18 protein-coding genes are annotated in these 23807 nt (G+C 56.1%); 10 read left to right on the forward strand and 8 right to left on the reverse strand.

All coding sequences use genetic code 11. The features are described 5' to 3' along the window. Positions 1–27: 27 nt before the first annotated feature. Positions 28–387, forward strand: coding sequence for a hypothetical protein (locus BLU07_RS04955; RefSeq protein WP_092384737.1), 360 nt, complete (start codon positions 28–30; stop codon positions 385–387). Between the two features lie 16 nt (positions 388–403). On the opposite strand, the gene BLU07_RS04960 is transcribed toward BLU07_RS04955, so the two are convergent. The 3 genes from BLU07_RS04960 to aceK form a co-directional block, all read right to left on the reverse strand. Next, the gene (locus BLU07_RS04960) at positions 404–991 is read right to left on the reverse strand and encodes a TetR/AcrR family transcriptional regulator (protein WP_092384739.1); all 588 of its coding nucleotides are present in this window, start codon (positions 989–991) and stop codon (positions 404–406) included. A 155-nt stretch (positions 992–1146) separates the two neighbouring features. Next, positions 1147–1353: a cold-shock protein gene (locus BLU07_RS04965; protein WP_092384741.1), complete on the reverse strand. Its 207-nt coding sequence runs from the start codon at positions 1351–1353 to the stop codon at positions 1147–1149. Positions 1354–1664: 311 nt separating this feature from the next. Next, positions 1665–3368 carry a bifunctional isocitrate dehydrogenase kinase/phosphatase gene (gene aceK / locus BLU07_RS04970; protein ID WP_092384743.1) on the reverse strand — a complete coding sequence of 568 codons (1704 nt, stop codon included), beginning with the start codon at positions 3366–3368 and terminating at the stop codon, positions 1665–1667. Positions 3369–3578: 210 nt separating this feature from the next. Between aceK and BLU07_RS04975 the strand changes: the two genes are divergently transcribed. Together BLU07_RS04975 and BLU07_RS04980 are read left to right on the forward strand one after the other, a co-directional pair. Continuing rightward, the gene (locus tag BLU07_RS04975; RefSeq protein ID WP_092384745.1) at positions 3579–4424 is read left to right on the forward strand and encodes an AAA family ATPase; all 846 of its coding nucleotides are present in this window, start codon (positions 3579–3581) and stop codon (positions 4422–4424) included. 189 nt (positions 4425–4613) lie between these two features. Then, a complete protein-coding gene (locus BLU07_RS04980; protein ID WP_092384747.1) occupies positions 4614–5792 on the forward strand; it encodes a vWA domain-containing protein in 1179 nt (392 codons plus the stop codon). Positions 5793–5975: 183 nt separating this feature from the next. Here the strand turns inward: BLU07_RS04980 and BLU07_RS04985 are convergent, their stop codons facing one another. Then, positions 5976–6446 (reverse strand): MaoC family dehydratase, encoded by a 471-nt coding sequence (locus BLU07_RS04985; protein ID WP_092384749.1) that lies wholly within the window; start codon positions 6444–6446, stop codon positions 5976–5978. A gap of 258 nt (positions 6447–6704) precedes the next feature. Between BLU07_RS04985 and fadD2 the strand changes: the two genes are divergently transcribed. From fadD2 to BLU07_RS05020, 7 genes are all read left to right on the forward strand, one after another. After that, positions 6705–8390 (forward strand): long-chain-fatty-acid--CoA ligase FadD2, encoded by a 1686-nt coding sequence (fadD2, locus tag BLU07_RS04990; protein WP_092384751.1) that lies wholly within the window; start codon positions 6705–6707, stop codon positions 8388–8390. 247 nt (positions 8391–8637) lie between these two features. After that, positions 8638–10320: a long-chain-fatty-acid--CoA ligase FadD1 gene (gene fadD1, locus BLU07_RS04995; RefSeq protein ID WP_092384753.1), complete on the forward strand. Its 1683-nt coding sequence runs from the start codon at positions 8638–8640 to the stop codon at positions 10318–10320. A 96-nt stretch (positions 10321–10416) separates the two neighbouring features. After that, positions 10417–14307 carry an ATP-dependent RNA helicase HrpA gene (gene hrpA, locus BLU07_RS05000; protein ID WP_092384755.1) on the forward strand — a complete coding sequence of 1297 codons (3891 nt, stop codon included), beginning with the start codon at positions 10417–10419 and terminating at the stop codon, positions 14305–14307. A gap of 18 nt (positions 14308–14325) precedes the next feature. Further along, the gene (locus BLU07_RS05005; protein ID WP_092384757.1) at positions 14326–15327 is read left to right on the forward strand and encodes an alpha/beta fold hydrolase; all 1002 of its coding nucleotides are present in this window, start codon (positions 14326–14328) and stop codon (positions 15325–15327) included. Then, positions 15312–16433: a beta-ketoacyl-ACP synthase III gene (locus BLU07_RS05010; RefSeq protein WP_092384759.1), complete on the forward strand. Its 1122-nt coding sequence runs from the start codon at positions 15312–15314 to the stop codon at positions 16431–16433. The genes BLU07_RS05005 and BLU07_RS05010 overlap by 16 nt, the downstream gene beginning before the upstream one ends. A 383-nt stretch (positions 16434–16816) precedes the next feature. Continuing rightward, positions 16817–17083 (forward strand): DUF4212 domain-containing protein, encoded by a 267-nt coding sequence (locus BLU07_RS05015; RefSeq protein WP_092384761.1) that lies wholly within the window; start codon positions 16817–16819, stop codon positions 17081–17083. A gap of 14 nt (positions 17084–17097) precedes the next feature. Further along, entirely contained in the window at positions 17098–18867 is a 1770-nt protein-coding gene (locus BLU07_RS05020; protein WP_092384763.1) for a sodium:solute symporter family protein, read from the forward strand. 60 nt (positions 18868–18927) lie between these two features. On the opposite strand, the gene BLU07_RS05025 is transcribed toward BLU07_RS05020, so the two are convergent. From BLU07_RS05025 to BLU07_RS05040, 4 genes are read right to left on the reverse strand one after another with little or no spacing between them, the layout of a single operon-like run. Beyond that, positions 18928–19800 carry an ABC transporter ATP-binding protein gene (locus tag BLU07_RS05025; RefSeq protein ID WP_231701694.1) on the reverse strand — a complete coding sequence of 291 codons (873 nt, stop codon included), beginning with the start codon at positions 19798–19800 and terminating at the stop codon, positions 18928–18930. Positions 19801–19838: 38 nt separating this feature from the next. Continuing rightward, positions 19839–20855, reverse strand: coding sequence for an ABC transporter permease (locus BLU07_RS05030; protein ID WP_092384765.1), 1017 nt, complete (start codon positions 20853–20855; stop codon positions 19839–19841). 57 nt (positions 20856–20912) lie between these two features. Then, complete coding sequence (locus tag BLU07_RS05035; protein WP_092384767.1) at positions 20913–22325, reverse strand: CmpA/NrtA family ABC transporter substrate-binding protein; 1413 nt, start codon at positions 22323–22325, stop codon at positions 20913–20915. A gap of 38 nt (positions 22326–22363) precedes the next feature. Next, a complete protein-coding gene (locus tag BLU07_RS05040) occupies positions 22364–23590 on the reverse strand; it encodes an alginate export family protein (protein WP_157719089.1) in 1227 nt (408 codons plus the stop codon). Positions 23591–23807 lie beyond the last annotated feature (217 nt).

The following is a 23807-nucleotide window of genomic DNA, read 5'->3' on the forward strand; positions in this document are numbered from 1 at the left end:
GCTAATTCTACGCGCGGATGGATGCAGATGTTCAACGAAGCCGAATACCAATTGATCTGGTCGGTGTATCTGGTGGCGGCACTGCTGGGCTGGCTCGTCTGGTGGCAGATGACCCGCTGGATCAGTTGGTGGTTTGTGCGTGAACCGCTGTGGGTCATGATGGCAGTGGTGCTGTTTACCCCCGTGCGGGCAGACCCGGAACAGGCCTGGATGGCACCGGGCAGTATCATTCTGGCACTGGATACCCTTCTCGATACCGGGGAGAATCAGGCGCGTGTTCTGGGTGAAATGTCACTGGTGCTGGCGCTGGCGTTGGTTGCCTGGGGCGGGTTTGTCTGTGTGCGGACAGGGTGGCGCATGTGGCGCCAGCAGCAGGCGGAAGCCTGAGCCTCCGCAGCGGGCATTACTCGTCGCGTTCCAGCTTTTGTTCGTACAGCGTGCGTGCCAGGCGCATTATCTGTTCCTGAAATTCAGTGCGCTGGTGATCATCCATGGGGCAGATACCGATCTGCTCGAACAGTCGATAGCCGCGCACCGAGAAGAACAGGATGCTGGCCTGCGCCAGGCCCAGCGGGGACTTGGCCAGAATGTCGAACAGACCCTGCACGTCATCCGATGAGGTCTGCAACAGGGCCGGATTGCTGGCCGCCGCCGCAAAGATGGCCGAGTCCATATTCTTTTCTTCGCTGGACTCGCTCAGGTTGCTCAGTAGCAGGGCTTTGAGCTCACGCATCGGATCATCCGGCAGCACACTTTCGTAGGCATTCCAGCGAATGCGAAAGCGTTCGAGGCGGTATTCGATCATTGCCGTCAGCAGAGCGTCGCGGTCGGGAAACAGGGCTTGAAGTTGCTCGGCATCAATGCCGGTTCGTTCACTCAGGCTGGCAAAGCTGAGTTGAGATGCCCCCAGTTCACTGACGATCGCTTCGGCAGCATGGAATATCTTGGTGCGCAGTGCATTGTCTGCGCCGCGAGCTGGACTACTTTCCACTTCAACAACCCCTTGTTCTGGCAGTTGGCATCACCCGTTCGGGCGGCATTGGCAAAGGTATAGGGTACGATGTTGCGGCGCATCAGGCGAGACTTGCGGTAAAAAAAGGCATAAAAAAACCCGGCACAAGCCGGGTTTTTCTTCAGTCTCGGGTATTAGCCCAGGATCTGAATGTTTGCAGCCTGCTTGCCCTTCGGGCCAGTAGTCACGTCAAACGATACTTTCTGGTTCTCGGCCAGGGATTTGAAGCCCTGTACTTTGATTTCGGAGAAGTGAGCGAACAGATCGTCACCACCGCCATCGGGAGTAATGAAGCCAAAACCTTTAGTGTCGTTGAACCACTTAACTGTACCAGTTGCCATTTCGGATAATTCCTATGAAATTAAAAAACATGAGCAAAGCTCAATTAAAGCGTGGGAATCAAAGATTGCGAGATGACAAACATACGTACCGAGAAAGTGCGCTTGCAGCCTACAACTCTATCTCTTGAAAACCTACGCGTTAACTCTGCGCCTTAATCAAAGTCGTGTCAAGCATATGCGACCTCGACAAAAGCCGAGTAAACGTCCTTGAGTATACGACAGATTGAGAAAATCGCACTCCGTTCGTCGGATTTTTGCATTTTTTTTCTTGACCCGGCTTTTTGCGGCCCATTCACCGGCTGGCGTGAAGATCAGCGGCGATAGGGGTACACATCCAGCACCTTGCCGGCAACAATCTGCTCCTGCAGGTTTTTCCAGTAATCGGCTTCGTACAGGTCGCCGTGCAACTGACTGAACAGCCGGCGTTGCTTGATGTCGGCAAACAGGAAGACCGGGAATTCCTCGGGGAATACATCATTCGGGCCAACCGAGTACCAGGGCTCGGAGGCCATTTCCTGTTCCGGATACATGGCTTCCGGGATCTTGCGGAAATTCACTTCGGTCAGATAACTGATCTCATCATAGTCGTAGAAAACCACACGGCCATGGCGGGTAACGCCGAAATTCTTCAACAACATGTCGCCGGGGAAAATATTTGCCGCGGCCAGCTCCTTGATCGCCATACCATAGTCCTGCAGCGCCGCTCTGGTCTGCTCTTCACCGGCACTTTCCAGGTAGATGTTCAACGGTGTCATCCGGCGCTCGGTCCAGCAGTGGCGAATAAGAATGATGTCATTGGCTTCTTCTCGCACTGTGGTGGGAGCAACCTCCAGTAGTTCACGCAGGCATTCGGGCTCAAAGCTCGACCGCGGGAAGCGAAAGTCAGCAAATTCCTGCGTGTCAGCCATGCGCCCGACCCGATCATGGCGTTTTACCAGGCGGTACTTTTCGATCACGGTGGCGCGGTCGACATTTTTCGACGGCGCAAACTTGTCCTTGATGATCTTGAATACGGTGTTGAAGCCGGGCAGGGTGAAAACGCTCATTACCATGCCGCGGACCCCCGGGGCCATGATGAACTGGTCATCGGTACTGTCCAGGTGTTCGATCAGTGCCCGGTAAAATTCAGACTTGCCCTGGCGGTAAAAGCCGATAGCGGTATACAGCTCGGCGATGTGCTTCCCGGGCAGCAGTTTTTTCAGGAAGGCGACCAGTTCGCCCGGTACCGGGGTGTCGACCATGAAGTAGGAGCGAGTGAAAGAGAAGATGATCGACACTTCGGCTTCGTCGGTGACCAGGGTATCGACCAGAACGCCCCGGTTTTCACGGTGTATCAGGGGCAGCACAAAAGGCCACTGCTCACCCTGGCTGAGCAGGCGGCCAATCAGGTAGGCACCCTTGTTGCGATAAAATACCGACTGCACCAGTTCGGCAGTCAGGCCATGGTCTTGCTGTGCCCAGTCAGGCAGCCCCTGGCGTAACTTGTCGACCACCAGCGCGCGGTCTTCCACGGGTTGTGCCCAGGGAACGTCAAACTCGTACTCCTGCATGATCTGGCGCACCAGGTCTTCCAGCGAACCATCGGAGATGAATCCACGAGTCAGGGCAATGCGTGACGGTGGGCGGGTGCTTGGACGAGTACTGTGCACGAACATGGTTTCATCGCTGATCTGGTCATAGCGATGCAGTCGGGTGAAAATCGAGTTGTACCAGGTTTCCGCCAATTCGCCATCAAAACGATCGTTGATCAGGTCGATATAGGCCAGTCGAATGGCCGGCCAGCGACTGCTGTCGAGAATCCCGCTTTCCTCGGCATCGGCTTTCAACCATTGCGCGGTATGCCGTACCTGTTCACCGTAGAGGTTGATGCGTGCCGTTGATGCCGATTGAATATCGGCCCATTTGGCCAGCTCGAAGCGGGCGCGGGCCCCTTCGGTGATGTCGCGGAACAGGCGTCGATACTGATCAAAACCGTCAAGAATGGATTGCGCGATAGCGGTTGGGGAATTGGGCATGGACGACTGCCTTTGGCAAATTGAATAACAGGGTTGCCGGCAGCATAGCCAGTCTGGCGCTGCGACGGAAGAGGTGCGGCGGACGACCATTCAGTGACTGAATACGTCAGCCCGGTTCACACTATACCCGGTGCCGCGTTATAGTCACCGGCTGATTTGTGGCGTCGGCAGTTGGCGGCGTCGGACCCATGATTGAGTCGAGGATGCACCATGAAATTCGAAGGCACGGCTTCCTACGTTGCTACAGACGACCTGAAGCTGGCGGTCAACGCCGCTATTACGTTGCAACGCCCGCTGTTGGTCAAGGGCGAACCCGGTACCGGTAAAACCATGTTGGCCGAGCAATTGGCCGAGTCCATGGGCGCCAAACTGATTACCTGGCACATCAAGTCGACCACCAAGGCGCATCAGGGCCTGTACGAATATGATGCGGTCAGTCGTCTGCGCGACTCCCAGCTGGGTGTCGACAAGGTGCATGATGTGCGCAACTACATCAAGAAGGGCAAGCTGTGGGAGGCCTTTGAGTCTGAAGAACGCGCCATTTTGCTGATTGATGAAATCGACAAGGCGGACATCGAGTTCCCCAACGACCTGTTGCAGGAACTCGACAAGATGGAGTTCTACGTTTACGAGACCAATGAGACGATCAAGGCCAAGCAGCGCCCGATCATCATCATTACCTCGAATAACGAAAAAGAGTTGCCGGACGCTTTCTTGCGTCGTTGCTTCTTCCATTACATCGCTTTCCCCGAGCGCGCGACCATGCAGAAGATCGTCGACGTGCACTACCCGGGTATCAAGAACGACCTGGTCTCCGAAGCGATGGATATCTTCTTTGACGTGCGCAAGGTGCCGGGTCTGAAGAAGAAGCCGTCTACCTCGGAGCTGGTCGATTGGTTGAAATTGTTGATGGCCGATGAGATCGGTGCAGAAATCCTGCGTGACCGTGATCCGACCAAAGCGATTCCACCGCTGTACGGTGCGCTGGTCAAGAACGAGCAGGATGTGCAGTTGCTCGAGCGCCTGGCCTTTATGACCCGTCGTCAGAACCGCTGATCGGTCTGGAGTGCCTTCTGGTGTGGCGGTATTACCTGACGCCTGCCCCAGACACGCTGCAAGTACATCCCTGTAAGCTCGTCTGTGACCGTCCCTGGTCACAGACGGTCTGGGGCAGGCGTCAGGCAATACCGCCGTCATGATCGGTGTTGTTGTCTGAGCTCGATAGAATCAATGAGGGGGTGCCCGATGTTATTGGGCCTGTTCAATGAAATGCGTGCAGCCAGGGTGCCGGTCTCGGTGCGTGAGCTGCTGGATCTGATCAATGCGCTGAAACACCATGTGGTGTTCGCTGACATGGAAGAGTTCTACTACCTGTCGCGCGCCATCATGGTCAAGGACGAGCGTCACTTCGACAAGTTCGATCGCGCTTTCGGGTCCTACTTCAAGGGGCTGGAAAACCTCGACGATCTGATTGAAGCCCTGATTCCGGAAGACTGGTTGCGCAAGGAATTCGAGCGCCTGCTGACGGACGAAGAGAAAGCCAAGATCGACTCGCTCGGTGGGCTCGACAAGCTGATCGAAGAGTTCAAGAAACGTCTCGACGAACAGAAAGAGCGCCACGAAGGCGGTAACAAGTGGATTGGTACGGGCGGTACCAGCCCCTTTGGTTCGGGTGGCTACAATCCTGAAGGTATTCGTGTCGGCGATGCCGGCAAGCGCCAGGGCAGGGCGGCCAAGGTGTGGGACAAGCGCGAATACAAGAATCTGGATGATCAGGTTGAGCTGGGCACGCGCAATATCAAGGTTGCCTTGCGTCGACTACGCAAGTTTGCCCGTACCGGTGCAGCCGATGAGCTGGATATTGACGGCACTATTGACCATACTGCGCGCGATGCCGGTTTGTTGAATATCCAGATGCGTCCGGAGCGGCGCAACGCGGTCAAGCTGTTACTGCTGTTTGATATTGGCGGCTCCATGGATGCGCACATCAAGGTTTGCGAGGAGCTTTTCTCGGCCTGCCGAACCGAATTCAAGCACCTGGAGTATTTCTACTTCCACAATTGTATCTACGAGTCGGTCTGGAAGAACAATTTGCGCCGCACCAGTGAGCGAACGTCGACCATTGACCTGCTGCACAAATATGGCCCGGACTACAAGGTCATCTTCGTGGGTGATGCGGCCATGGCACCCTACGAGATTACCCAGCCTGGCGGCAGTGTCGAGCACTGGAACGAAGAGGCTGGCCACGTCTGGATGCGCCGCTTTATGGAAAAATACAAGAAGCTCATCTGGATCAATCCCTACCCCAAGGATGCCTGGGAATACACGACGTCTACCCGCCTGATGCGCGAGCTGATCGACGACAAGATGTATCCGCTGACGCTGGAAGGGCTGGAAGAGGGGATGCGTTACCTGAGCAAGTAGCCCCCCAGCTTGCTGGGGACTATATGCTCAAGGCTGGAAGCTGGAATACCTTGTTTCAAACGGGTAGCCAAATAGTCAGGTGCGCCGAAGCCAGGTAAAACCAGATAGGGTTTCGGCGAACTCGGTGACAATCAGTCTCCAGCCTCCAGCCTCCAGCCTCCAGCCTCCAGCCTCCAGCGGCTTTTACTCCAACCTGACTGCCGGCAGTTGTGGACGCGGCACGCTGACTTTTTCTGTGGGTGCCATCACCGTTGCCACGCCATCCACCACCTTCTTGCCATCCTGATTGAACACGCGGGTTGCGATTCTGACCCGGTTCTTCGGCAGTTTTTCCAGTACTTCCAGTTCCACGGTAATCTCGTCTCCCAGCTTTACGGGGCGCATAAAGCTGAGCTCCTGGCCTATGTAAATGCTCCCGGGACCGGGTAATTCGCAGGCGATTGCTGCGGAGATCAGTGCGCCGGAAAACATACCGTGGGCGATGCGGCCTTTGAACGGGGTGGCTGCGGCGAAATCTTCGTCGAGGTGAACGGGGTTGACGTCGCCGGAAACTTCAGCAAAAAGGATCAGGTCAAGCTCGGTGACCCGGTGAGTTACGCGGGCCTGGCTGCCCTCGGTCAGTTCTGCATAAGGGGTATTGACGAGTTGGCTCACAAGCGACTCCCTGGTTATGGATGAGCGAATTCTAGTGGTTACCGAGGTGGCTTCCCGGCTTGACGATCGTGATCATGATCACCCAGACTTATTGATTGGATCAATGAAACAGAACAAGGTTTTGTATTTGCAGGTATTCCTGTTAATTTTATCTCCCGAATTCTATACGACAACAACACAATGCCGATGAATTGGCCAAAATAGAGCCGATCTGACAACAAGCACTCGCATTTATCACGGGGAAAGAGGATAAGAATAATGGAAGCAGCATTCTGGAATGACAAGCGGCCGCCGGGCGTGCCCAATGAGGTCGATTTCAATCAGTACAGAAACATTCCTGACGTTTTTGAATCGGCAGCCAGCAAATTTGCTGATCGTCCTGCCTTCAGCAATCTCGGCGTTACTATCACCTACGGTGAGCTGGATCGCTATTCAGCTGCCTTTGCTCACTATCTGCAAACCAGAACCGACCTGCAGCCGGGTGACCGCATTGCAGTACAGATGCCCAACGTAATCCAGTTTCCGATTGCCGTGTTCGGTGCCTTGCGTGCCGGCCTGATTGTGGTCAATACCAATCCGCTGTATACCGCCCGGGAAATGCGTCATCAGTTTACCGATGCCGGTGCCAAGGCGCTGGTCTACATGAATGTGTTTGGTCACCTGGTTGAAGACGTATTACCCGATACCGAGATCAAGCATTTGATCGAAGTGCGCATGGGCGACATGCAAAGTCCGCTCAAGGGATGGCTGATCAATACCCTGGTGAAGAAAGTCAAAAAGATGGTGCCGGATTTCAATCTGCCACAAGCTGTCAGCTTCAAGGACGCGCTGAAGCAGAGTGATGGCAAGAAGCCGACTGCCGTGGAAAAGAATCTGGATGATATCGCCGTGCTGCAATACACCGGCGGTACTACGGGTGTTGCCAAAGGCGCCATGCTGACCCATGGCAACCTGGTTGCCAACATGCTGCAGGTTTACGCCAACATGCAGCAGGTTGACAAGGACGGCAAGAAGATCATGAGTGAAGAGGGCGAGGTGGTCATTGCGCCGTTGCCGCTGTATCACATCTATGCTTTCACCGTTAACTGCATGTGCATGATGATTGCGGGTAACCATAATGTGTTGATTACCAATCCGCGCGATATTCCAGCCTTCATCAAAGAGTTGAAGAAGTGGCAGTTTTCTTCGATTGTTGGTCTCAACACCCTGTTTGTTGCCTTGATGGATCACCCCGAGTTTGATCAGATCGATTTCTCGAAACTGAAAAGCACCAATTCCGGTGGCACTGCTCTGGTCAAGGCTACTGCCGAGCGCTGGAAAGCGCGCACCGATTGCACCGTCGGCGAAGGCTATGGTCTGACCGAGTGCTCGCCGGTGGTTTCCGCCAGCCCGGGCGATGGCCTGGCGCGCTTGGGCAGCGTCGGTCTGGCCGTGCCGGGCACGGCACTCAAGGTGATCGATGAAGACGGCAATGAACTGCCGATCGGAGAACGCGGCGAGCTGTGTGTCAAAGGTCCGCAGGTCATGAAAGGCTACTGGAACCGTCCGGAAGCGACAGCTGAAAGCATTACCGACGATGGCTGGTTCAAGACCGGTGATGTTGCCATTATCGATGAGGACGGCTTCGTCAGCATTGTTGACCGCATCAAGGATCTGATCATTGTTTCCGGCTTCAACGTCTACCCGAATGAAATCGAAGACGTGGTGTCTGCCCACCCGAAAGTAGCCAATGCTGCTGCCATCGGCGTGCCCGATGAGAAATCCGGTGAAGCCGTCAAACTGTTTGTCATTCCTTCCGACAAGAGCCTGACGGTCGAAGAACTGAAGGAATACTGCCGCGAGAACTTCACCGGCTACAAAGTGCCAAGGAAAATCGAGTTGCGCGATGAGTTGCCGATGACCCCGGTCGGCAAGATTTTGCGTCGTGAGTTGCGTGACAGCTAAACGCTGACCCTCCATACTGTGCTTGCCTGCCACCCTTTTGGGTGGTGGGTGGGCGCGATTCCCGGATTTTTTGCTGCTGACCTCAGGCTGGTCGGTGCATATAAAAGCTGATAATCTTCGCTCGCTTTGTGACTATTAATAATAATTCGTTCGCATTTTTGCGTGGCGAACTGGTTTACTACAACTTCAAGAAATTGAGCCGATCCTGAATCTCCTTCAGGCCGGCAGTATTCAGGAGCGGGCAGCAATGAATGACAACTTCTGGGCTGACAAATACCCAGCCAGCATCCCAACTGAAATTGATCCTGACCAATACCCCAATATTCTCGCCGTACTCAAGGATTCCTGCGAAAAGTTCGCGGACAAGCCGGCTTTTTCCAACCTGGGCAAGACCATCACCTACGGCGAGATGTATGAATTGTCCGGTCATTTTGCCGGCTATCTGCAAAATCACGCCGGTCTGGAGCCAGGTGATCGTATCGCGATCCAGATGCCCAATGTCTTGCAATACCCGATTGCTGTGTTTGGTGCCATGCGTGCGGGCTTTGTAGTGGTTAACACCAACCCGTTGTATACCGCCACAGAGATGGAACATCAGTTCAATGACTCTGGTGCCAAGGCACTGATCTGTCTGGCCAATATGGCCCATCTGGCTGAAAAGGTGGTTCCAAAAACCAAAGTGCAGCAGGTTATTGTTACCGAAGTCGGTGACATGCTGCCGCCACTCAAGCGCCTGTTGGTCAATACCGTGGTCAAACACGTGAAGAAAATGGTGCCCGAGTATCATCTGAAAAAAGCCATTCGCTTCAACGATGCGCTTAAACGTGGCAAGCAATGCAGTTTCCGTGAAGCGCATCCACACGCTGATGACATCGCTGTTCTGCAATACACTGGCGGTACCACCGGGGTGGCCAAGGGCGCCATGCTGACTCATCGCAACCTGGTCGCCAACATGCTGCAGGCCAAGGCGATGATGGGCAACACCATCAAGGACGGCGAAGAGGTATTGATCTGTCCCTTGCCGCTTTATCACATCTACGCCTTCACTTTTCATTGCATGGCGATGATGATCAGCGGCGGCCACAATGTTCTGATCACCAATCCGCGGGATATTCCGGCCTTCGTCAAGGAGCTGAGCAAGGTTCAGTTCACCGGTTTTGTCGGCCTTAATACACTGTTTGTTGCTTTGTGCAATGACGAAGCCTTCCGTCAACTGGACTTCAGCAAGTTCAAGGTCACCCTGTCTGGAGGCATGGCACTGCAGCGGGCCACCGCCGAGCGCTGGGAAGAAGTCACCGGTTGCAAGATTTGCGAAGGCTACGGCATGACCGAAACCAGCCCGCTGGCCACGGTCAATCCGATCGACAATATTCAGCTCGGCACCATTGGCATTCCGGTTCCTTCGACCCTGTGCAAGGTGATCGATGATGACGGCAATGAAATGCCGATGGGTGAGCGCGGAGAGTTGTGTGTCAAAGGCCCGCAGATCATGAAGGGCTATTGGCAGCGCAAGGAAGCTACCGATGAAATGCTCGACAAAGAGGGTTGGTTGAAAACGGGTGATATCGCCATTATCCAGCCCGACGGCTATTTGCGCATTGTCGATCGCAAGAAGGACATGATCCTGGTCTCCGGCTTCAATGTGTTCCCGAACGAACTGGAAGATGTAATGGCCAAGATTCCGGGTGTCGTGCAATGTGCTGCAGTCGGTGTGCCGGATGAAAAATCCGGTGAAGCGATCAAGGTGTTCCTGGTCAAAACCGCTGACTCCGATCTGGATGAAGCCAAGATCAAGGCGCATATGCGTGAACACCTGACCGCTTACAAGGTACCCAAGTTTGTCGAGTTCCGCAGTGAGTTGCCAACCACCAACGTTGGCAAGATCCTGCGTCGTGAGCTGCGTGACGAAGAGTGGAAAAAGGCCAGCTAACACCGCCTGTGCCTAATCTGCGACAATAGACCCCGCCCGGTTATCCGGGCGGGGTTTTTTCATTTGGCCCGATTGGGGCCTACAGATAGCGAATTCATGAGCGACCAGCAGCAACTCGTCAATAATCTTGAACTGGCCATGAGTGCCGACCGTCATCCGCTGCGGCGGCAACTGCATGCACTGGGTAAACACCCGGACCCTGCGCGCAAGGAAAAGTGGCTGGCGCGTTTTCAGGCTTCCTGCGCCCTGGCCAGCCAGCGCGCAGCCAGTGTTCCGGCGATCCGTTATGACGACCAGTTGCCGATCGCCGCCAGGCGCGAACAGATCATGGATGCGATTCGCGAGCATCAGGTCATCGTGATTGCCGGCGAAACGGGGTCAGGCAAGACGACCCAATTGCCAAAAATCTGCCTGGAGTTGGGCCGTGGGGTGCATGGCCTGATCGGTCACACCCAGCCACGCCGGCTGGCGGCAAGAAGCGTCGCCAGCCGGGTTGCCGAGGAAATCGGCACGCCCCTGGGCGAGCTGGTGGGCTATCAGGTGCGCTTCAGCCATCAAAGCAACGAGCGCACCCTGGTCAAGCTGATGACCGACGGTATTCTGCTTGCGGAAACCCAGCATGACCGCTTTCTCAATCGTTATGACACCCTGATTATCGATGAGGCCCATGAGCGCAGCCTGAATATCGATTTTCTGCTTGGCTTCCTGAAGACCATTCTGCCCAAGCGACCCGACCTCAAAGTCATTATTACCTCGGCAACCATCGACCTGGAGCGCTTTTCGGCGCATTTCGATAATGCCCCCATCATCGAAGTGTCCGGGCGCACCTATCCGGTGGATGTCTGGTATCGCCCGCTACAGGCGGAGATGGACGAAGAGGGCAATGCCCTGGAGGAAGACCTGAGCATTGATCAGGGCATTGTCGCGGCGATTCGCGAGCTGGAAGCTTACGAACGTGCCAACCACAAGCCGCCTGGCGATGCCCTGGTGTTTTTGCCTGGTGAGCGAGAAATTCGAGATACCGCCGATTACCTGCGCAAGGCCAACCTGCGGCATACCGAAATCCTGCCGCTGTATGCGCGCCTGTCATCGGCCGAGCAGCAGAAGATATTCTCGTCCCACGCCGGCCGACGCGTGGTACTGGCGACCAACGTGGCGGAAACCTCGCTGACGGTTCCCGGCATTGCCTATGTGATTGATCCCGGCGAGGCGCGCATCAGCCGGTACAGCCCGCGTTCCAAGGTGCAGCGATTGCCGGTCGAGCCGGTGTCTCAGGCCAGCGCCAATCAGCGCAAGGGGCGTTGTGGTCGGGTTGCAGACGGCCTTTGTGTGCGTCTGTACAGCGAAGAGGATTTCGAGCGTCGGCCGGCGTTTACCGATCCGGAGATTCTGCGCACCAACCTCGCGGCGGTGATTCTGCAGATGCTGCATTTGCGTCTGGGCCGTATTGAAGATTTTCCCTTTATCGAACCGCCAGATGGCCGCGCGATCAGCGATGGCTTCAATCTGTTGCAGGAGCTGGGAGCGGTCAGCAAGGATGGCGAGATTACTGCAACAGGTCGGCAACTGGCTCGCTTGCCGACCGACCCTCGCATTGGACGCATGCTGATTGCGGCGGCCGAGCTGAACAGCCTGGAAGAATTGCTGGTGATTGCCAGCGCGCTGTCAGTTCAGGACCCAAGGGAGCGTCCCCTGGAGCGCCAGCAAGCCGCCGATCAGGCGCATGCACAGTGGAAGGACGAGGCGTCCGACTTTGTCGCTTTTCTCAATCTGTGGCGTGGTTTTGAAGCCCAGCGCCAGGACTTGAGCCAGAATCAGCTGCGCAGCTGGTGCCGGCGCAACTTCATCAATTATTTGCGTATGCGAGAGTGGCGCGAGACGCATCGCCAGCTGCTGCTGACCTGTCGTGATCTGGGTCTGGAGCGCAATCGCGAGCCTGCCAGTGATGAGGCTGTGCACAAGGCCTTGCTCGCAGGCCTGCTCAGTCATCTCGGCAACAAGACTGAAGATGGCGACTACATGGGTGCTCGCCAGCGGCGTTTTCTTCTGCACCCGTCTTCAGCCCTGGCAAAGAAAAAGCCGGCGTGGATCATGGTTGCCGAATTGACTGAAACACGACGTTTGTATGGTCGTCTGGCGGCGAAAATCGATCCGCTTTGGGTCGAACCTTTGGCAAGCCATTTGAGCAAGACCAGTCACAGTGAACCCCATTGGGAAAAGAAACGTGGGCAGGTGGTAGCCTTTGAGCAGGTCAGTCTGTTCGGGTTGATCATTGTGCCCCGGCGCAAGGTGCACTTTGGTCCGATTGACCCGACCGCTGCGCGGGACATTTTTATTCGCCGGGCTCTGGTTGAGGGTGAGTGGCATGGCAAGTCAGCTTTCAATCGTGCCAACCAGGCATTGCTGGCAGAGCTCAACGAGCTGGAAGCCAAGGCGCGCAAGCGTGACATTCTGGTGGATGATGAAGCCCTGTTTACCTACTTCAATGCCCGCATACCCGACACTATTTATCAGTTGGCCAGTTTTGAGCGCTGGTTGAAAAAAACCAGCCAGCAAGAACCTGGATTGCTGCACATGACGCGGGATGAGCTGCTGCAGCGAGAAGCCAGCGAAGTCAGTGGAGAGCAGTACCCGGATTCCTGGCGCTGGCAACAGGTTGCCTTGCCGTTGAGCTACCATTTCGAGCCCAACCATCCCGCTGATGGCGTGACCCTGCGTGTGCCAGCGGCACTATTGCGGCAGTTGCCGGAGCAGCGGCTGGACTGGCTGGTACCGGGTTTGCTGTTCGACAAATGCGTGGCCATGGTAAGGGCCTTGCCCAAAACACTGCGCAAGAATTTTGTTCCGGTTCCGGATTTTGTGGCTGCCGCCCTGGAGCGCATGCCTTTTGGCGAAGGCCCGCTCGGGCCAACCCTGGGACGCGAGCTGACGCGGATGACCGGTGCACGGATTGACGATGATGCCTGGCAAGAGCTGGCATTGGAGGCACACTTGCTGATGCGGCTGGAAGTGCTCGATGGCAAGGGCCAGGTGATTGCCAGCGGACGAGATTACACCGCGCTTTGTCAGCAGCTGGAGGGCCAGGCCATTGAACCGGCCAGGCCATTGGCAGAAACGCCGAGTCAACCAGAAGCCCAGCCGGGTACGTACGCGCTACCGGTTGAGATAACTCAGCAGCAGGCCGGGATCTCCGTGACTTTCTGGCCAGCATGGGTGGAGCAGGGTGAAGAGGTCGTCGAGCAGTTGTTTGATCTGCCGGAGACCGCAGAGCAAGCGCACCGGCTTGGCGTACAACGTTTGATCCTGCAGGCCCTGAGTGAGCAGGCGCGATACTTGCGCCAAAAGCTCAGTGTGGCCAGGGAAGCTGCCATCTATTACCGCGAGATGGGTAGCCAGCAGCAATTGCTGGATGACTTGATGCTGGCCGCCATTGATCGCTGCTGCTTGCCATCCGGGGAACCGTTGCCGCGTGATCCTGATGCCCTGGCTGCCTGTATCGAGGCAGGGCGGGGTGATTGGGTGGCGACAGCCGAGCGTCTTGGCAGCCAGCTTCTGCAGTTGCTGAAAGACTGGCATCAGGTGCAGAAGCGTTTGAAGGGCAAGATCGACCTTTCCTGGGCGTTGGCATTGAATGATGTCAGACAGCAGCTGGACAACCTGGTTTACCCCGGATTTGTGCGGGAAGTGCCCGCCGAATGGTTGAATGAATACCCGCGATACTTTGCAGCCTTGCAGCAGCGTCTGGACAAGCTGGCCGGGCAAACACAGCGTGATCGCGTGTGGACCGACGAGTTGCAGGGTCTCTGGCAGCAATATCAGGATCGCGCAGCACGTTATCGACAGGAAGGGCGGCATGATTCGCGCCTGGTGCAATGGCGCTGGATGCTGGAAGAATACCGGGTATCGTTGTTTGCCCAGCAATTGGGCACGCGTATGCCGGTATCGGCCAAACGACTGAACAAACTCTGGCAGGAGATTGGTCGATGAACAGGTTACAATTGGCTGATGATTGACGAAACCTTCGACCAGTCCGGGATTCTCAGTGTCGCCATGCGGGTCACGACCGCCGATGGCGAAACGCTGCATGTGCAGCGTTTCAGCGCTACCGCAGAGGCCAGTGGCCCACCGCTGTTGCTGATGCACGGGCTGGCGGAAGATGGGCGGGTTTTCTACCCGTCACATGGTCTGGGGTTGGCGCCTTTTCTGGCCGCTGCCGGCTACAGCGTTTATGTGCCCGATTTGCGCGGCCACGGGCACAGCACGCCTGCTCTTGAACCGGGGTTGGTGATTACTCAGAACGCCCTGATTTGCAATGACTTGCCGGCCTTGTTCGAGCTGCTGTCGGCATCGCATGCCGGGCAAGCCTGGGCGGGTCTGGCGCATGGGGTCGGTGGTTTATGGTTGACCAGTGCGTTGATTCGACAGCCCCAATGGCTGGCCAACAGTGCCGGTCTGGTACATTTCGCGACCCGCCGAGCCAGTGTGGCTGCAAGTTGGCGCAAGCGTTTGGTGATCAACTGGCTGTGGCAAGGTGTCGTGACCCGTTTTTCGCGCATCAAGGGTTATGTGCCAGCTGTTGCCCTGGGTGCGGGTACCAGCAATGAGTCCTGTCAGTTGCAGGCAGATGCTCTGGATTGGCTACAAGGTGGGGCATGGCGTGATTTGACCGATGGTTTCGATTATGCTGACGCTTTGGCGACTCTGAATTGGCCGCCCGGGCTGTATCTGACCGGCAAGGCTGATCGGATCATGGGTGCGGTGGCGGACGTCAAGGCCTTTGCCCGCGAACTGGGACGGCATGATGCGCAAATAGTAGTACTGGAACAGGGCAGTGGATGCTCACGGAATTATGGCCACAATGATCTGCTTGGCCACCAACAGGCAGCAGTGGACCATTTTCCCCTGGTGCAGGAATGGCTGCGGCAACAATACAACAAGGTACAAGGCGTGCGGGCCTTGCACCGCCCTGATAACAGAGAAGAGGACCGACCGTGCACAACGTCGTGATTAGCGGAACGGGTTTGTATACACCCCCGAACAGCATCAGCAATGAAGAACTGGTTGCCAGTTTCAACGCCTATGTCGAACAGTTCAATCGTGACAATGCCGCCGCTATCGAGCGCGGCGAGATGACTGCGCTGGCCGGTTCGAGCACCGATTTCATTGAAAAGGCTTCGGGTATCAAGAGCCGTTACGTGGTCAACAAGGAGGGTATTCTGGATACCCGGCGCATGGTTCCGGATATCCCCGAGCGCAGCAATGACGAATGGTCGATCCTGTGTGAGATGTCGGTCAAGGCGGCTACCCAGGCCCTGGAGCGGGCTGGTCGCACGGCCGCTGATATTGACGGGGTTATCGTTGCCTGTTCCAACCTGCAACGGGCCTACCCGGCAATTGCCATCGAAGTACAGGACGCGCTGGGCATCGATGGCTTCGGTTATGACATGAACGTGGCGTGTTCATCGGCGACTTTTGGTATCCAGAATGCGGCCAACAACATTCAGTTGGGTCAGGCGCGTGCAATTCTCATGGTTAACCCGGAAATCTGTACCGGGCACATGAATTTCCGTGACCGTGACAGCCACTTTATCTTTGGTGATGCCTGTACGGCAGTGGTGCTGGAGCGAGCCGATCTGGCTGTATCCGGGCACCAGTTCGATATTCTGGGTACCAAGCTGTTGACCAAGTTCTCCAACAATATCCGCAACAACTTCGGTTATCTCAACCGTTGTGCGCCGGAGGGTGTTGGCCAACCGGACAAGCTGTTTATTCAGCAGGGCCGCAAGGTGTTCAAGGATGTCTGTCCCATGGTGGCCGAGCTGATCGGGACGCACCTGCAGGAGCATAACCTGCCCGTTACCGATATCAGCCGTTTCTGGTTGCACCAGGCCAACCTGAACATGAATATGTTGATTGCACGCAAGCTGCTCGGCCGTGATCCGGATGAAAAGGAGGCGCCTGTAGTGCTTGATCAGCATGCCAATACCAGCTCTGCCGGCTCGATCATCGCCTTCCACAAACATCAGGATGATCTGCCCAGTGGCAGCCATGGAGTCATCTGTTCCTTTGGTGCCGGCTATTCGATTGGCAGTGTGATTGTGCGCAAGCAGTAATCATTTCTGACTTGTCGTTCCTCTTTCCCCTCTCCCACGCAAGGGGAGAGGGGAGACTTTGCGTTGACGTTTTATGATTTCCCCGGTTTTCTTTTCTGTCGCCTTGATGCTCCTGAGCCTCGCCAAGGGGTGAAATGCACGGGTAAGCAAGCACTCTTGACGTTATCTAGACCAAAGTAGGGGGGGCATTTTCAGACCTCATCCAGGTTCATTTTTCTCAGTCTTTAATTGATTGAAATCAATGGCTTGATGGTCTCAATTCAGTCTTGATAAAGCCTTTCTTGTCCTGCCTGCAAGCCCTGCTACGACCTAAGTCTTAATCTCCGATTGACCACTGCGGTGCTACCGTCGATGCGTCAAAACAACAACAATCGGAGATGGTTATGTCCCTTTCAAGAGAAGACGCTGCCCGCGGCTACTGGAAGGAAAACGTGCGCCTGATGCTGACCTTGCTGGTCATCTGGTTCGCGGTGTCCTTTGGTGCCGGCATTTTGTTTGTCGATCTGCTCGACAATATTCGCTTCTTTGGCTTCCCGCTTGGCTTCTGGTTTGCCCAGCAGGGTTCCATCTACACCTTCGTGGTCCTGATCTTCTTCTACGTCTGGAAGATGAACCGGCTCGATCGTAAATACGACTTCCACGAAGAGTAAGCGAGGAGCCCCCCATGGAAACCCAAACTCTTATCTATCTGTTTGTCGGGGCGACCTTCGCCCTTTATATCGGCATCGCCATCTGGTCACGCGCCGGCAGTACCAGTGAATATTATGTCGCCAGCAAGGGCGTGCACCCGATTGCCAATGGTATGGCTACTGGTGCTGACTGGATGTCAGCAGCATCCTTTATCTCCATGGCTGGCATGATCGCCTTTCTCGGTCGTGACGGCAGTGTCTACCTGATGGGCTGGACCGGTGGCTATGTGCTGCTGGCCATGTGTCTGGCGCCTTACCTGCGCAAGTTCGGCAAGTTCACCGTGCCGGAGTTTGTCGGCGAACGCTATTACTCGCAGACGGCGCGGGTGGTGGCGGTGATCTGCGTGATCTTTATTTCCTTCACCTATGTCGCCGGGCAAATGCGAGGCGTGGGTATCGTGTTCTCACGTTACCTGGAAGTGGATATCACCGTTGGTGTGGTCATCGGCATGGCCATCGTCTTCTTCTACGCGGTACTCGGTGGCATGAAGGGCATCACCTACACCCAGGTGGCGCAATACTGCGTGATGATGTTTGCCTATATGGTGCCGGCGATCTATATCTCCCTGATGATTACCGGTATGCCGATTCCCCAGTTGGGCTTTGGCAGCACAGTATCGGGCACCGACACCTACCTGCTTGACCGGCTCAACGGGCTGGGTGCCGAACTCGGTTTTGATGCCTATACCGATGGCAGCAAGGCGACCATCGATGTGTTCTTTATCACCATGGCGCTGATGGTGGGCACTGCAGGCTTGCCCCATGTGATTGTACGCTTCTTCACCACCCCGACCGTGCGCGATGCGCGCAAATCAGCCGGCTATGCGCTGCTGTTTATTGCCATTCTCTACACCACTGCACCTGCGCTGGCCGCCTTTGCCAAGACCAACCTGCTCAACACCATCCCGGAAACCCCCTATACGGAAGTGCCCGAGTGGGTGACCACCTGGGAAAACGCTGGTCTGGTAGCCTGGCACGACAAGAATGGTGACGGCATCATCCAGATGGCGCCAGGCAGCCCGTTCCAGGGGGCACCGCGCTTTTCCGGCGAACAGGGTGAACATGGCGAGCGGGTGGTGACCAACACCGTCACGGACAACGCCAATGAAATCTATGTCGACCGCGATATCATCGTATTGGCCAACCCCGAAATCGCCAATCTGCCCGGCTGGGTGGTGGCCTTGATTGCCGCAGGTGGTCTGGCGGCGGCGCTGTCAACCGCAGCAGGGTTGTTGCTGGTGATCTCGACGTCGGTCTCGCATGACCTGTTGAAGAGCAATATGGCGCCGAATATCACCGAGAAGCAGGAGTTGTTGGCCGCACGACTGGCCGCTGCGGTGGCGGTGGTGATCGCCGGCCTGTTCGGGATCTATCCGCCGGCCTTTGTCGCCCAGGTGGTGGCCTTTGCCTTCGGTCTGGCGGCCGCCTCCTTCTTCCCGGCCATTGTGCTGGGGATCTTCTCCAAGAAGATGAACCGGGAAGGGGCGATTGTCGGCATGATTGTGGGTCTGGTGTTCACCTTCAGTTATATCGTGTTCTTCAAGTTCATCAGCCCGGAACTGGATAATGCCAATCACTGGTGGTTCGGGATCTCGCCGGAAGGTATTGGTACGCTGGGCATGATTTTCAACTTCATTTCTGCGGTAACGGTAGCCAGGTTCACCAAGGAACCGCCGGCGCATATCCAGCATCTGATCGAGGACATTCGTGTGCCCCGTGGTGCTGGTGCGGCGGTCGATCACTAAAGCACTCGGTAGTAACCAACAAGGCTCCTGCTGGAGCCTTGTTGGTGTTTGGGTAGCCGGTTAATGGGCCTCTTCCGGTCGCCGCTGACGCTCGTAAAGGAAACTGAGTACCTGAGCTCGATACTGGTTGTACTGGGCATCATTGGCCAACGCCAGGCGCTCGCGCGGGCGCTCAAGTTCGATGTCGAGAACCTCACCGATCCTGGCAGCCGGTCCGTTGGTCATCATCACGATCTTGTCCGAGAGCAGTACCGCTTCATCGACGTCGTGGGTGACCATCAAGACCGTGTTTTTAAGGTCTGCCTGAATCGCCATCACAGAATCCTGCAGGTGCGCTCGAGTGAGAGCATCCAGTGCTCCGAAAGGCTCATCCATCAACAGCAGGGTGGGTTCCATGGCCAGGGCGCGGGCAATGCCAATACGTTGCTTCATGCCGCCGGAAATTTCCGCCGGGTATTTGTGCATGGCATGGTCCATGTGAACCAGGCGCAGGTTATGTTCGATCCACTCGCGCATTTCCTTGCGGTTTTTGCGTCCCTTGAAGATCTCTTTGACTGCCAATTCGATATTCTGATAACAGGTCAGCCAGGGCAGCAGGGCATGATTCTGGAACACCACAGCACGGTCAGGACCGGGCTGGTTGACTTCGTGCCCCTGCAGAATGGCTCCGCCTTCAGTGGCCTGGCTGAGGCCGGCAACGATATTCAACACGGTGGATTTGCCACAACCGGAATGGCCGATGACCGAGACGAATTCCCCTTTGTTGATCTTCAGGTTGACCTTGTCGAGGGCACGGAAGAAGCCGCTACGGGTCGGGAAATCAATAGATACCCCACTCAGATCGAGGAAAGCTCCCCCGTACTGCCTGGCTTTTTCCTGCTTCAAGCCCTCTGCCGGATCGGCACTGGGAAGCTGCTGTTTAATCATTTGCATTACGCTCATGTTGTTACCTCATTGGGTTGCAATGGCTCTCAGGCGGCCTGTTTGTCGTGCGACAGGCACTTCTGCAGCGTCACCATCAACCAGTCGAGCAGAAAACCGATAAAACCGATAACCAGTACCGCGACCATGATGCGGCCCAGTGAGTTGGAGCTGCCGTTCTGGAACTCATCCCAGATAAACTTGCCCAGTCCGGGGTTCTGCGCCAGCATCTCGGCGGCGATCAGCACCATCCAGCCGATACCCAGGGAAATCCGCAGGCCGGTAAAGATCATCGGCAGGGCGGCCGGGATGGCAATCTTGAAAATACGTTTGTGCAGTGGCAGACGAATGACGCGGCCGACATTGATCCAGTCGCGATCAATTGAACCCACCGCTACTGCGGTGTTGATCAGCGTTGGCCAGAGAGAACACAGCGTGACTGTGATTGCCGAGGTAATAAAGGAACGACTGAACATGGGGTCGTCAGAGACGTACACGGCACTGACCACCAGGGTCACAATGGGTAGCCAGGCCAGTGGGGAAACCGGTTTGAGGATCTGTACCAAGGGGCTTATCGACCCATACAGGCGCTGACTGAGCCCACAGGCGACGCCGATCGGAATGGCAATCAGGCTGGCAAGGATAAAGCCGGTAAACACGGTTTTCAGGCTGGTAAAAACCTGATCAATGAAGGTCGGTGCGCCGGTGTAGGAGCGCCAGCGCACTTCGGCATCCGGATTCTCTGCCAGGCGTTGTGCGTTGCGATCTTCCTGGCGCTGCATAAAGGCGGCTTCGCGACTGCGTTCGCGCTGATGGTCTTCATACAGGTTGCCGGCTTGCTCCCAGACCTGAACCGGGCCGGGCAACTGGCCCAGGCTGGTATTTACCTGGCTTGCGCCAGCGGCCCAGAGCAACAGGAAAATACCAATGGCAAGCATCGGCAAACCCACCTGGTCAAACAGGTCACGGGCTTGCTCGCGCCAGTTTTCGCCCTTGAACAGCCGGACTACGGGAACCATCCAGTTCAACCCGCTCAATTCCATGTAATGAATGATTCGGTTACTCATACAATCACCTATCAAAGTGGCAAGCGCCCCTGGTCAAGGTGACCAGGGGCAACTTGTTCAGATGGATTCGTCGTTTTTCAGGCCAATCTCGAAACTGTCGATATAGGCGTTGGGTTGCGTCGGATCATAGGGTGTCCCGTCAATGAACTCGGCTGGCGTGTCACGCATGCCATCCTCGTTATCAAAGTCGGGGAACAGGTCAGCACTCATCTTGCCTTCGGCGATCAGTTCGCGTGCTGCTTCGGCATAGATGTCCGGGCGGTAGACTTTCTTCGCCATCTCCAGGTACCAGCTGTCCGGCTTGGCGTCCGGGATCTGTCCCCAGCGACGCATCTGGGTCAGGAACCAGATAGCATCGGAATAGAAGGGGTAGGTGGCGTGGTGGCGGAAGAACACATTGAAGTCAGGTACCTCGCGCTGGTCACCCTTTTCATACTCGAAGGTACCGGTCATCGAGTTGGCGATCACATCAACGTCCGCGCCCACATAGTTGGACCAGGAGAGAATGTCGGCGGCTGCCTCGCGGTTGGCATTGTTATCCGCATCCAGCCAGTGTGCCGCGCGGATCAGAGCCTTGACCACAGCCTTGTGTGTGTTGGGATTTTCTTCCGCCCAGCTGGCGCTGACGCCGAACACTTTTTCCGGGTTGTTGCGCCAGATCTGGTAATTGGTCACTACCGGTACACCAATGCCCATGAATACCGCTTGCTGGTTCCAGGGTTCACCCACGCAATACCCGTGAATGGTGCCGGCTTCCATGGTGGAAGGCATTTGTGGCGGCGGGGTGACCGAGAGCAGAACGTCTGCATCGCGCTGCCCTGACGTGTCGCCGCGCAGAGGCGCATAAAACCCCGGATGCAGGCCGCCAGCGGCCAGCCAGTAGCGCAACTCGTAATTATGCGTGGATACCGGGAATACCATACCCATGCGGAAGGGGTTGCCTTCATTGCGGTAGCTTTCTACCACTGGCTTTAGTGTGTCGGCGGTGATCGGATGTACCGGCTTGCCATCCTCATGCGGCACATGGGGTTTCATTTTTGACCAGACATCGTTGGAGACGGTAATCGCATTACCATTGAGGTCCATGGAGAAGGCGGTCACGATATGGGCTTCGGTTCCATAGCCTATGGTTGCCCCCAGTGGCTGACCGGCGAGCATGTGCGCGCCATCCAGTTCGCCATCAATGACCCGGTCGAGCAGTACTTTCCAGTTGGCCTGGGCTTCCAGGGTGACAAACAGGCCTTCGTCCTCGAAGTAACCCCGTTCGTAGGCTATCGCCAGAGGGGCCATGTCGGTCAGTTTGATAAAGCCAAAATTCAGGTCTTCTTTTTCCAGAGCGTTCTGCGCCTGTACCTGGGCGGCGCCGAGCAGACTCAGGCCCAGGGCCAGGGTGCTGCCGAGACACCATTGGCGGCTCTGCTGCCAGACTGAACTGGCCGCGGGTTGGGTAATATGTGTATGCCGTTGCATAAGTGGATCTCCTCAAAAGATTGCAGAAAATGGTGGGTTCAGAAGGCGACTTGTGCCATCAGCCAGAATTTTTCGGTGTCGGTGCCAAGGTCTTTGGCTGAGTAGCGCGCATATTTGGCGAGCAATTTCACCGGGCCAAAGGAACGCGCGGCCTGCAGGTTGAGTTCGCGGCCATAATCCGCACTGCCTTGATCCGCATGGAACTGGTGCCAGGCAGCCAGCAGGTTGGTGCCCTGGACTCGACCAGCGAGTTTCAGGTAACGGTCATCGAGACCATCCGCCGGCGTTGTCAGGAAAGTATCAGCCCAGCCATTGAAGGCATGTGCGGTCGCCAGCGGGGTGCTGAATGCCGAGCCATCGGCTCCAAGGACTTCCTGGCCCACGCGTGCGGTGATGCCATGCAGGGTGGCGCCGACTTCCATCAGGTGATAGTCGGCATCGATAGCACTGTCGCCATCCTGGAAATCATCCTGTTTGGCATACTCCAGCGCATACAGCAGGCTCAGCTGCTCGCTGGCAGCATGGCTGCCGTTGAAGCGCAGGCCCAGGGTGCGGTTGGAGGCCAGAGGTGTATCCGGCGTTTCCAGGAAATAACCGTAGGCCGTCAGCTGACCGACCGGCAGACCGCCATAGGAGGCGTTGAGCAGATGCGAGCGCATGCTGGTTTCACCCTTGGGTGAATCCTTGCCGAAGATCCGGTTGACCTGATCGATATAGGCGTAGCTGAGGGTGGTGTCGCTCAGGCTGGTATTGACCAGGCTGAAGGCATCGTAGGTTTGTTCATTCTGCCGCCAGCCGACATTGCCGATAAACCGCGCATTGTCGTAGATAATGCGTTGTCGGCCCAGACGCAAGGTGGTATTCGGCAACCCACTGTAATTCAGGTAGGCCTGGTTGACCTCGGTACCGCTGGGATCAGCTACCACTGGATACTGGGTGCGCGCGCTGGGGCGGCCACTGGCGTTGTTGTAGCGGGTCGAACCGAGCACCCGGATGTCATCGAATTCGATAAAGGCGCTCAGATGTTGATAACTGTCGGTGGCATAGTTGAGCCGCGTGCGCAGGGTTGAAGCATTGGCATTGCGGTTCTGATTATCCTGCTCGACATGCTCGAAACGGTACCGCAAGTCCAATCCGGCCTTGCCGGCCTGGATGGCTTCCATCAATGAGCCTGATTCTGCCTGGACCGGCAAGGCACTCATTGCCACGACGCTGCCCAATAATGGCAGCCAAAGATGTTTTTTCCCCGTTGTTTGCTGTTGCATGGTCTTCCCCCAATAAAAAACGCGCACAAAAAAAAGCGCCCACTTGCATGACTTTTGTTGAGTCATGCCGGTGGACGCCTTTGCCCTGAAGCTGAATTTATGAAACGACTACGATTCTGCTAATGAGACTGTTTCGAGTTGTAAGCAAAGCAGGTTGCGTGCCACTCTCGGCAAGTTCTTGTAATACATGGGGAATGATTTTAACGCGGGGCTGATT

The sequence above is a fragment of the Halopseudomonas salegens genome (genome assembly GCF_900105655.1).
Taxonomy (GTDB): Bacteria; Pseudomonadota; Gammaproteobacteria; order Pseudomonadales; family Pseudomonadaceae; genus Halopseudomonas; species Halopseudomonas salegens.

Bases quoted from the DNA above. Each gene is read 5' to 3' on its own strand.
- BLU07_RS04955 (WP_092384737.1), top strand. From the start codon at position 28: ATGTTCAACGAAGCCGAATACCAATTGATCTGGTCGGTGTATCTGGTG.
- BLU07_RS04965 (WP_092384741.1), bottom strand. From the start codon at position 1,353: ATGGCAACTGGTACAGTTAAGTGGTTCAACGACACTAAAGGTTTTGGC.
- aceK (WP_092384743.1), bottom strand. From the start codon at position 3,368: ATGCCCAATTCCCCAACCGCTATCGCGCAATCCATTCTTGACGGTTTT.
- BLU07_RS04975 (WP_092384745.1), top strand. From the start codon at position 3,579: ATGAAATTCGAAGGCACGGCTTCCTACGTTGCTACAGACGACCTGAAG.
- BLU07_RS04980 (WP_092384747.1), top strand. From the start codon at position 4,614: ATGTTATTGGGCCTGTTCAATGAAATGCGTGCAGCCAGGGTGCCGGTC.
- fadD2 (WP_092384751.1), top strand. From the start codon at position 6,705: ATGGAAGCAGCATTCTGGAATGACAAGCGGCCGCCGGGCGTGCCCAAT.
- fadD1 (WP_092384753.1), top strand. From the start codon at position 8,638: ATGAATGACAACTTCTGGGCTGACAAATACCCAGCCAGCATCCCAACT.
- hrpA (WP_092384755.1), top strand. From the start codon at position 10,417: ATGAGCGACCAGCAGCAACTCGTCAATAATCTTGAACTGGCCATGAGT.
- BLU07_RS05005 (WP_092384757.1), top strand. From the start codon at position 14,326: ATGATTGACGAAACCTTCGACCAGTCCGGGATTCTCAGTGTCGCCATG.
- BLU07_RS05015 (WP_092384761.1), top strand. From the start codon at position 16,817: ATGTCCCTTTCAAGAGAAGACGCTGCCCGCGGCTACTGGAAGGAAAAC.
- BLU07_RS05020 (WP_092384763.1), top strand. From the start codon at position 17,098: ATGGAAACCCAAACTCTTATCTATCTGTTTGTCGGGGCGACCTTCGCC.
- BLU07_RS05025 (WP_231701694.1), bottom strand. From the start codon at position 19,800: ATGCAAATGATTAAACAGCAGCTTCCCAGTGCCGATCCGGCAGAGGGC.
- BLU07_RS05030 (WP_092384765.1), bottom strand. From the start codon at position 20,855: ATGAGTAACCGAATCATTCATTACATGGAATTGAGCGGGTTGAACTGG.
- BLU07_RS05035 (WP_092384767.1), bottom strand. From the start codon at position 22,325: ATGCAACGGCATACACATATTACCCAACCCGCGGCCAGTTCAGTCTGG.
- BLU07_RS05040 (WP_157719089.1), bottom strand. From the start codon at position 23,590: ATGCAACAGCAAACAACGGGGAAAAAACATCTTTGGCTGCCATTATTG.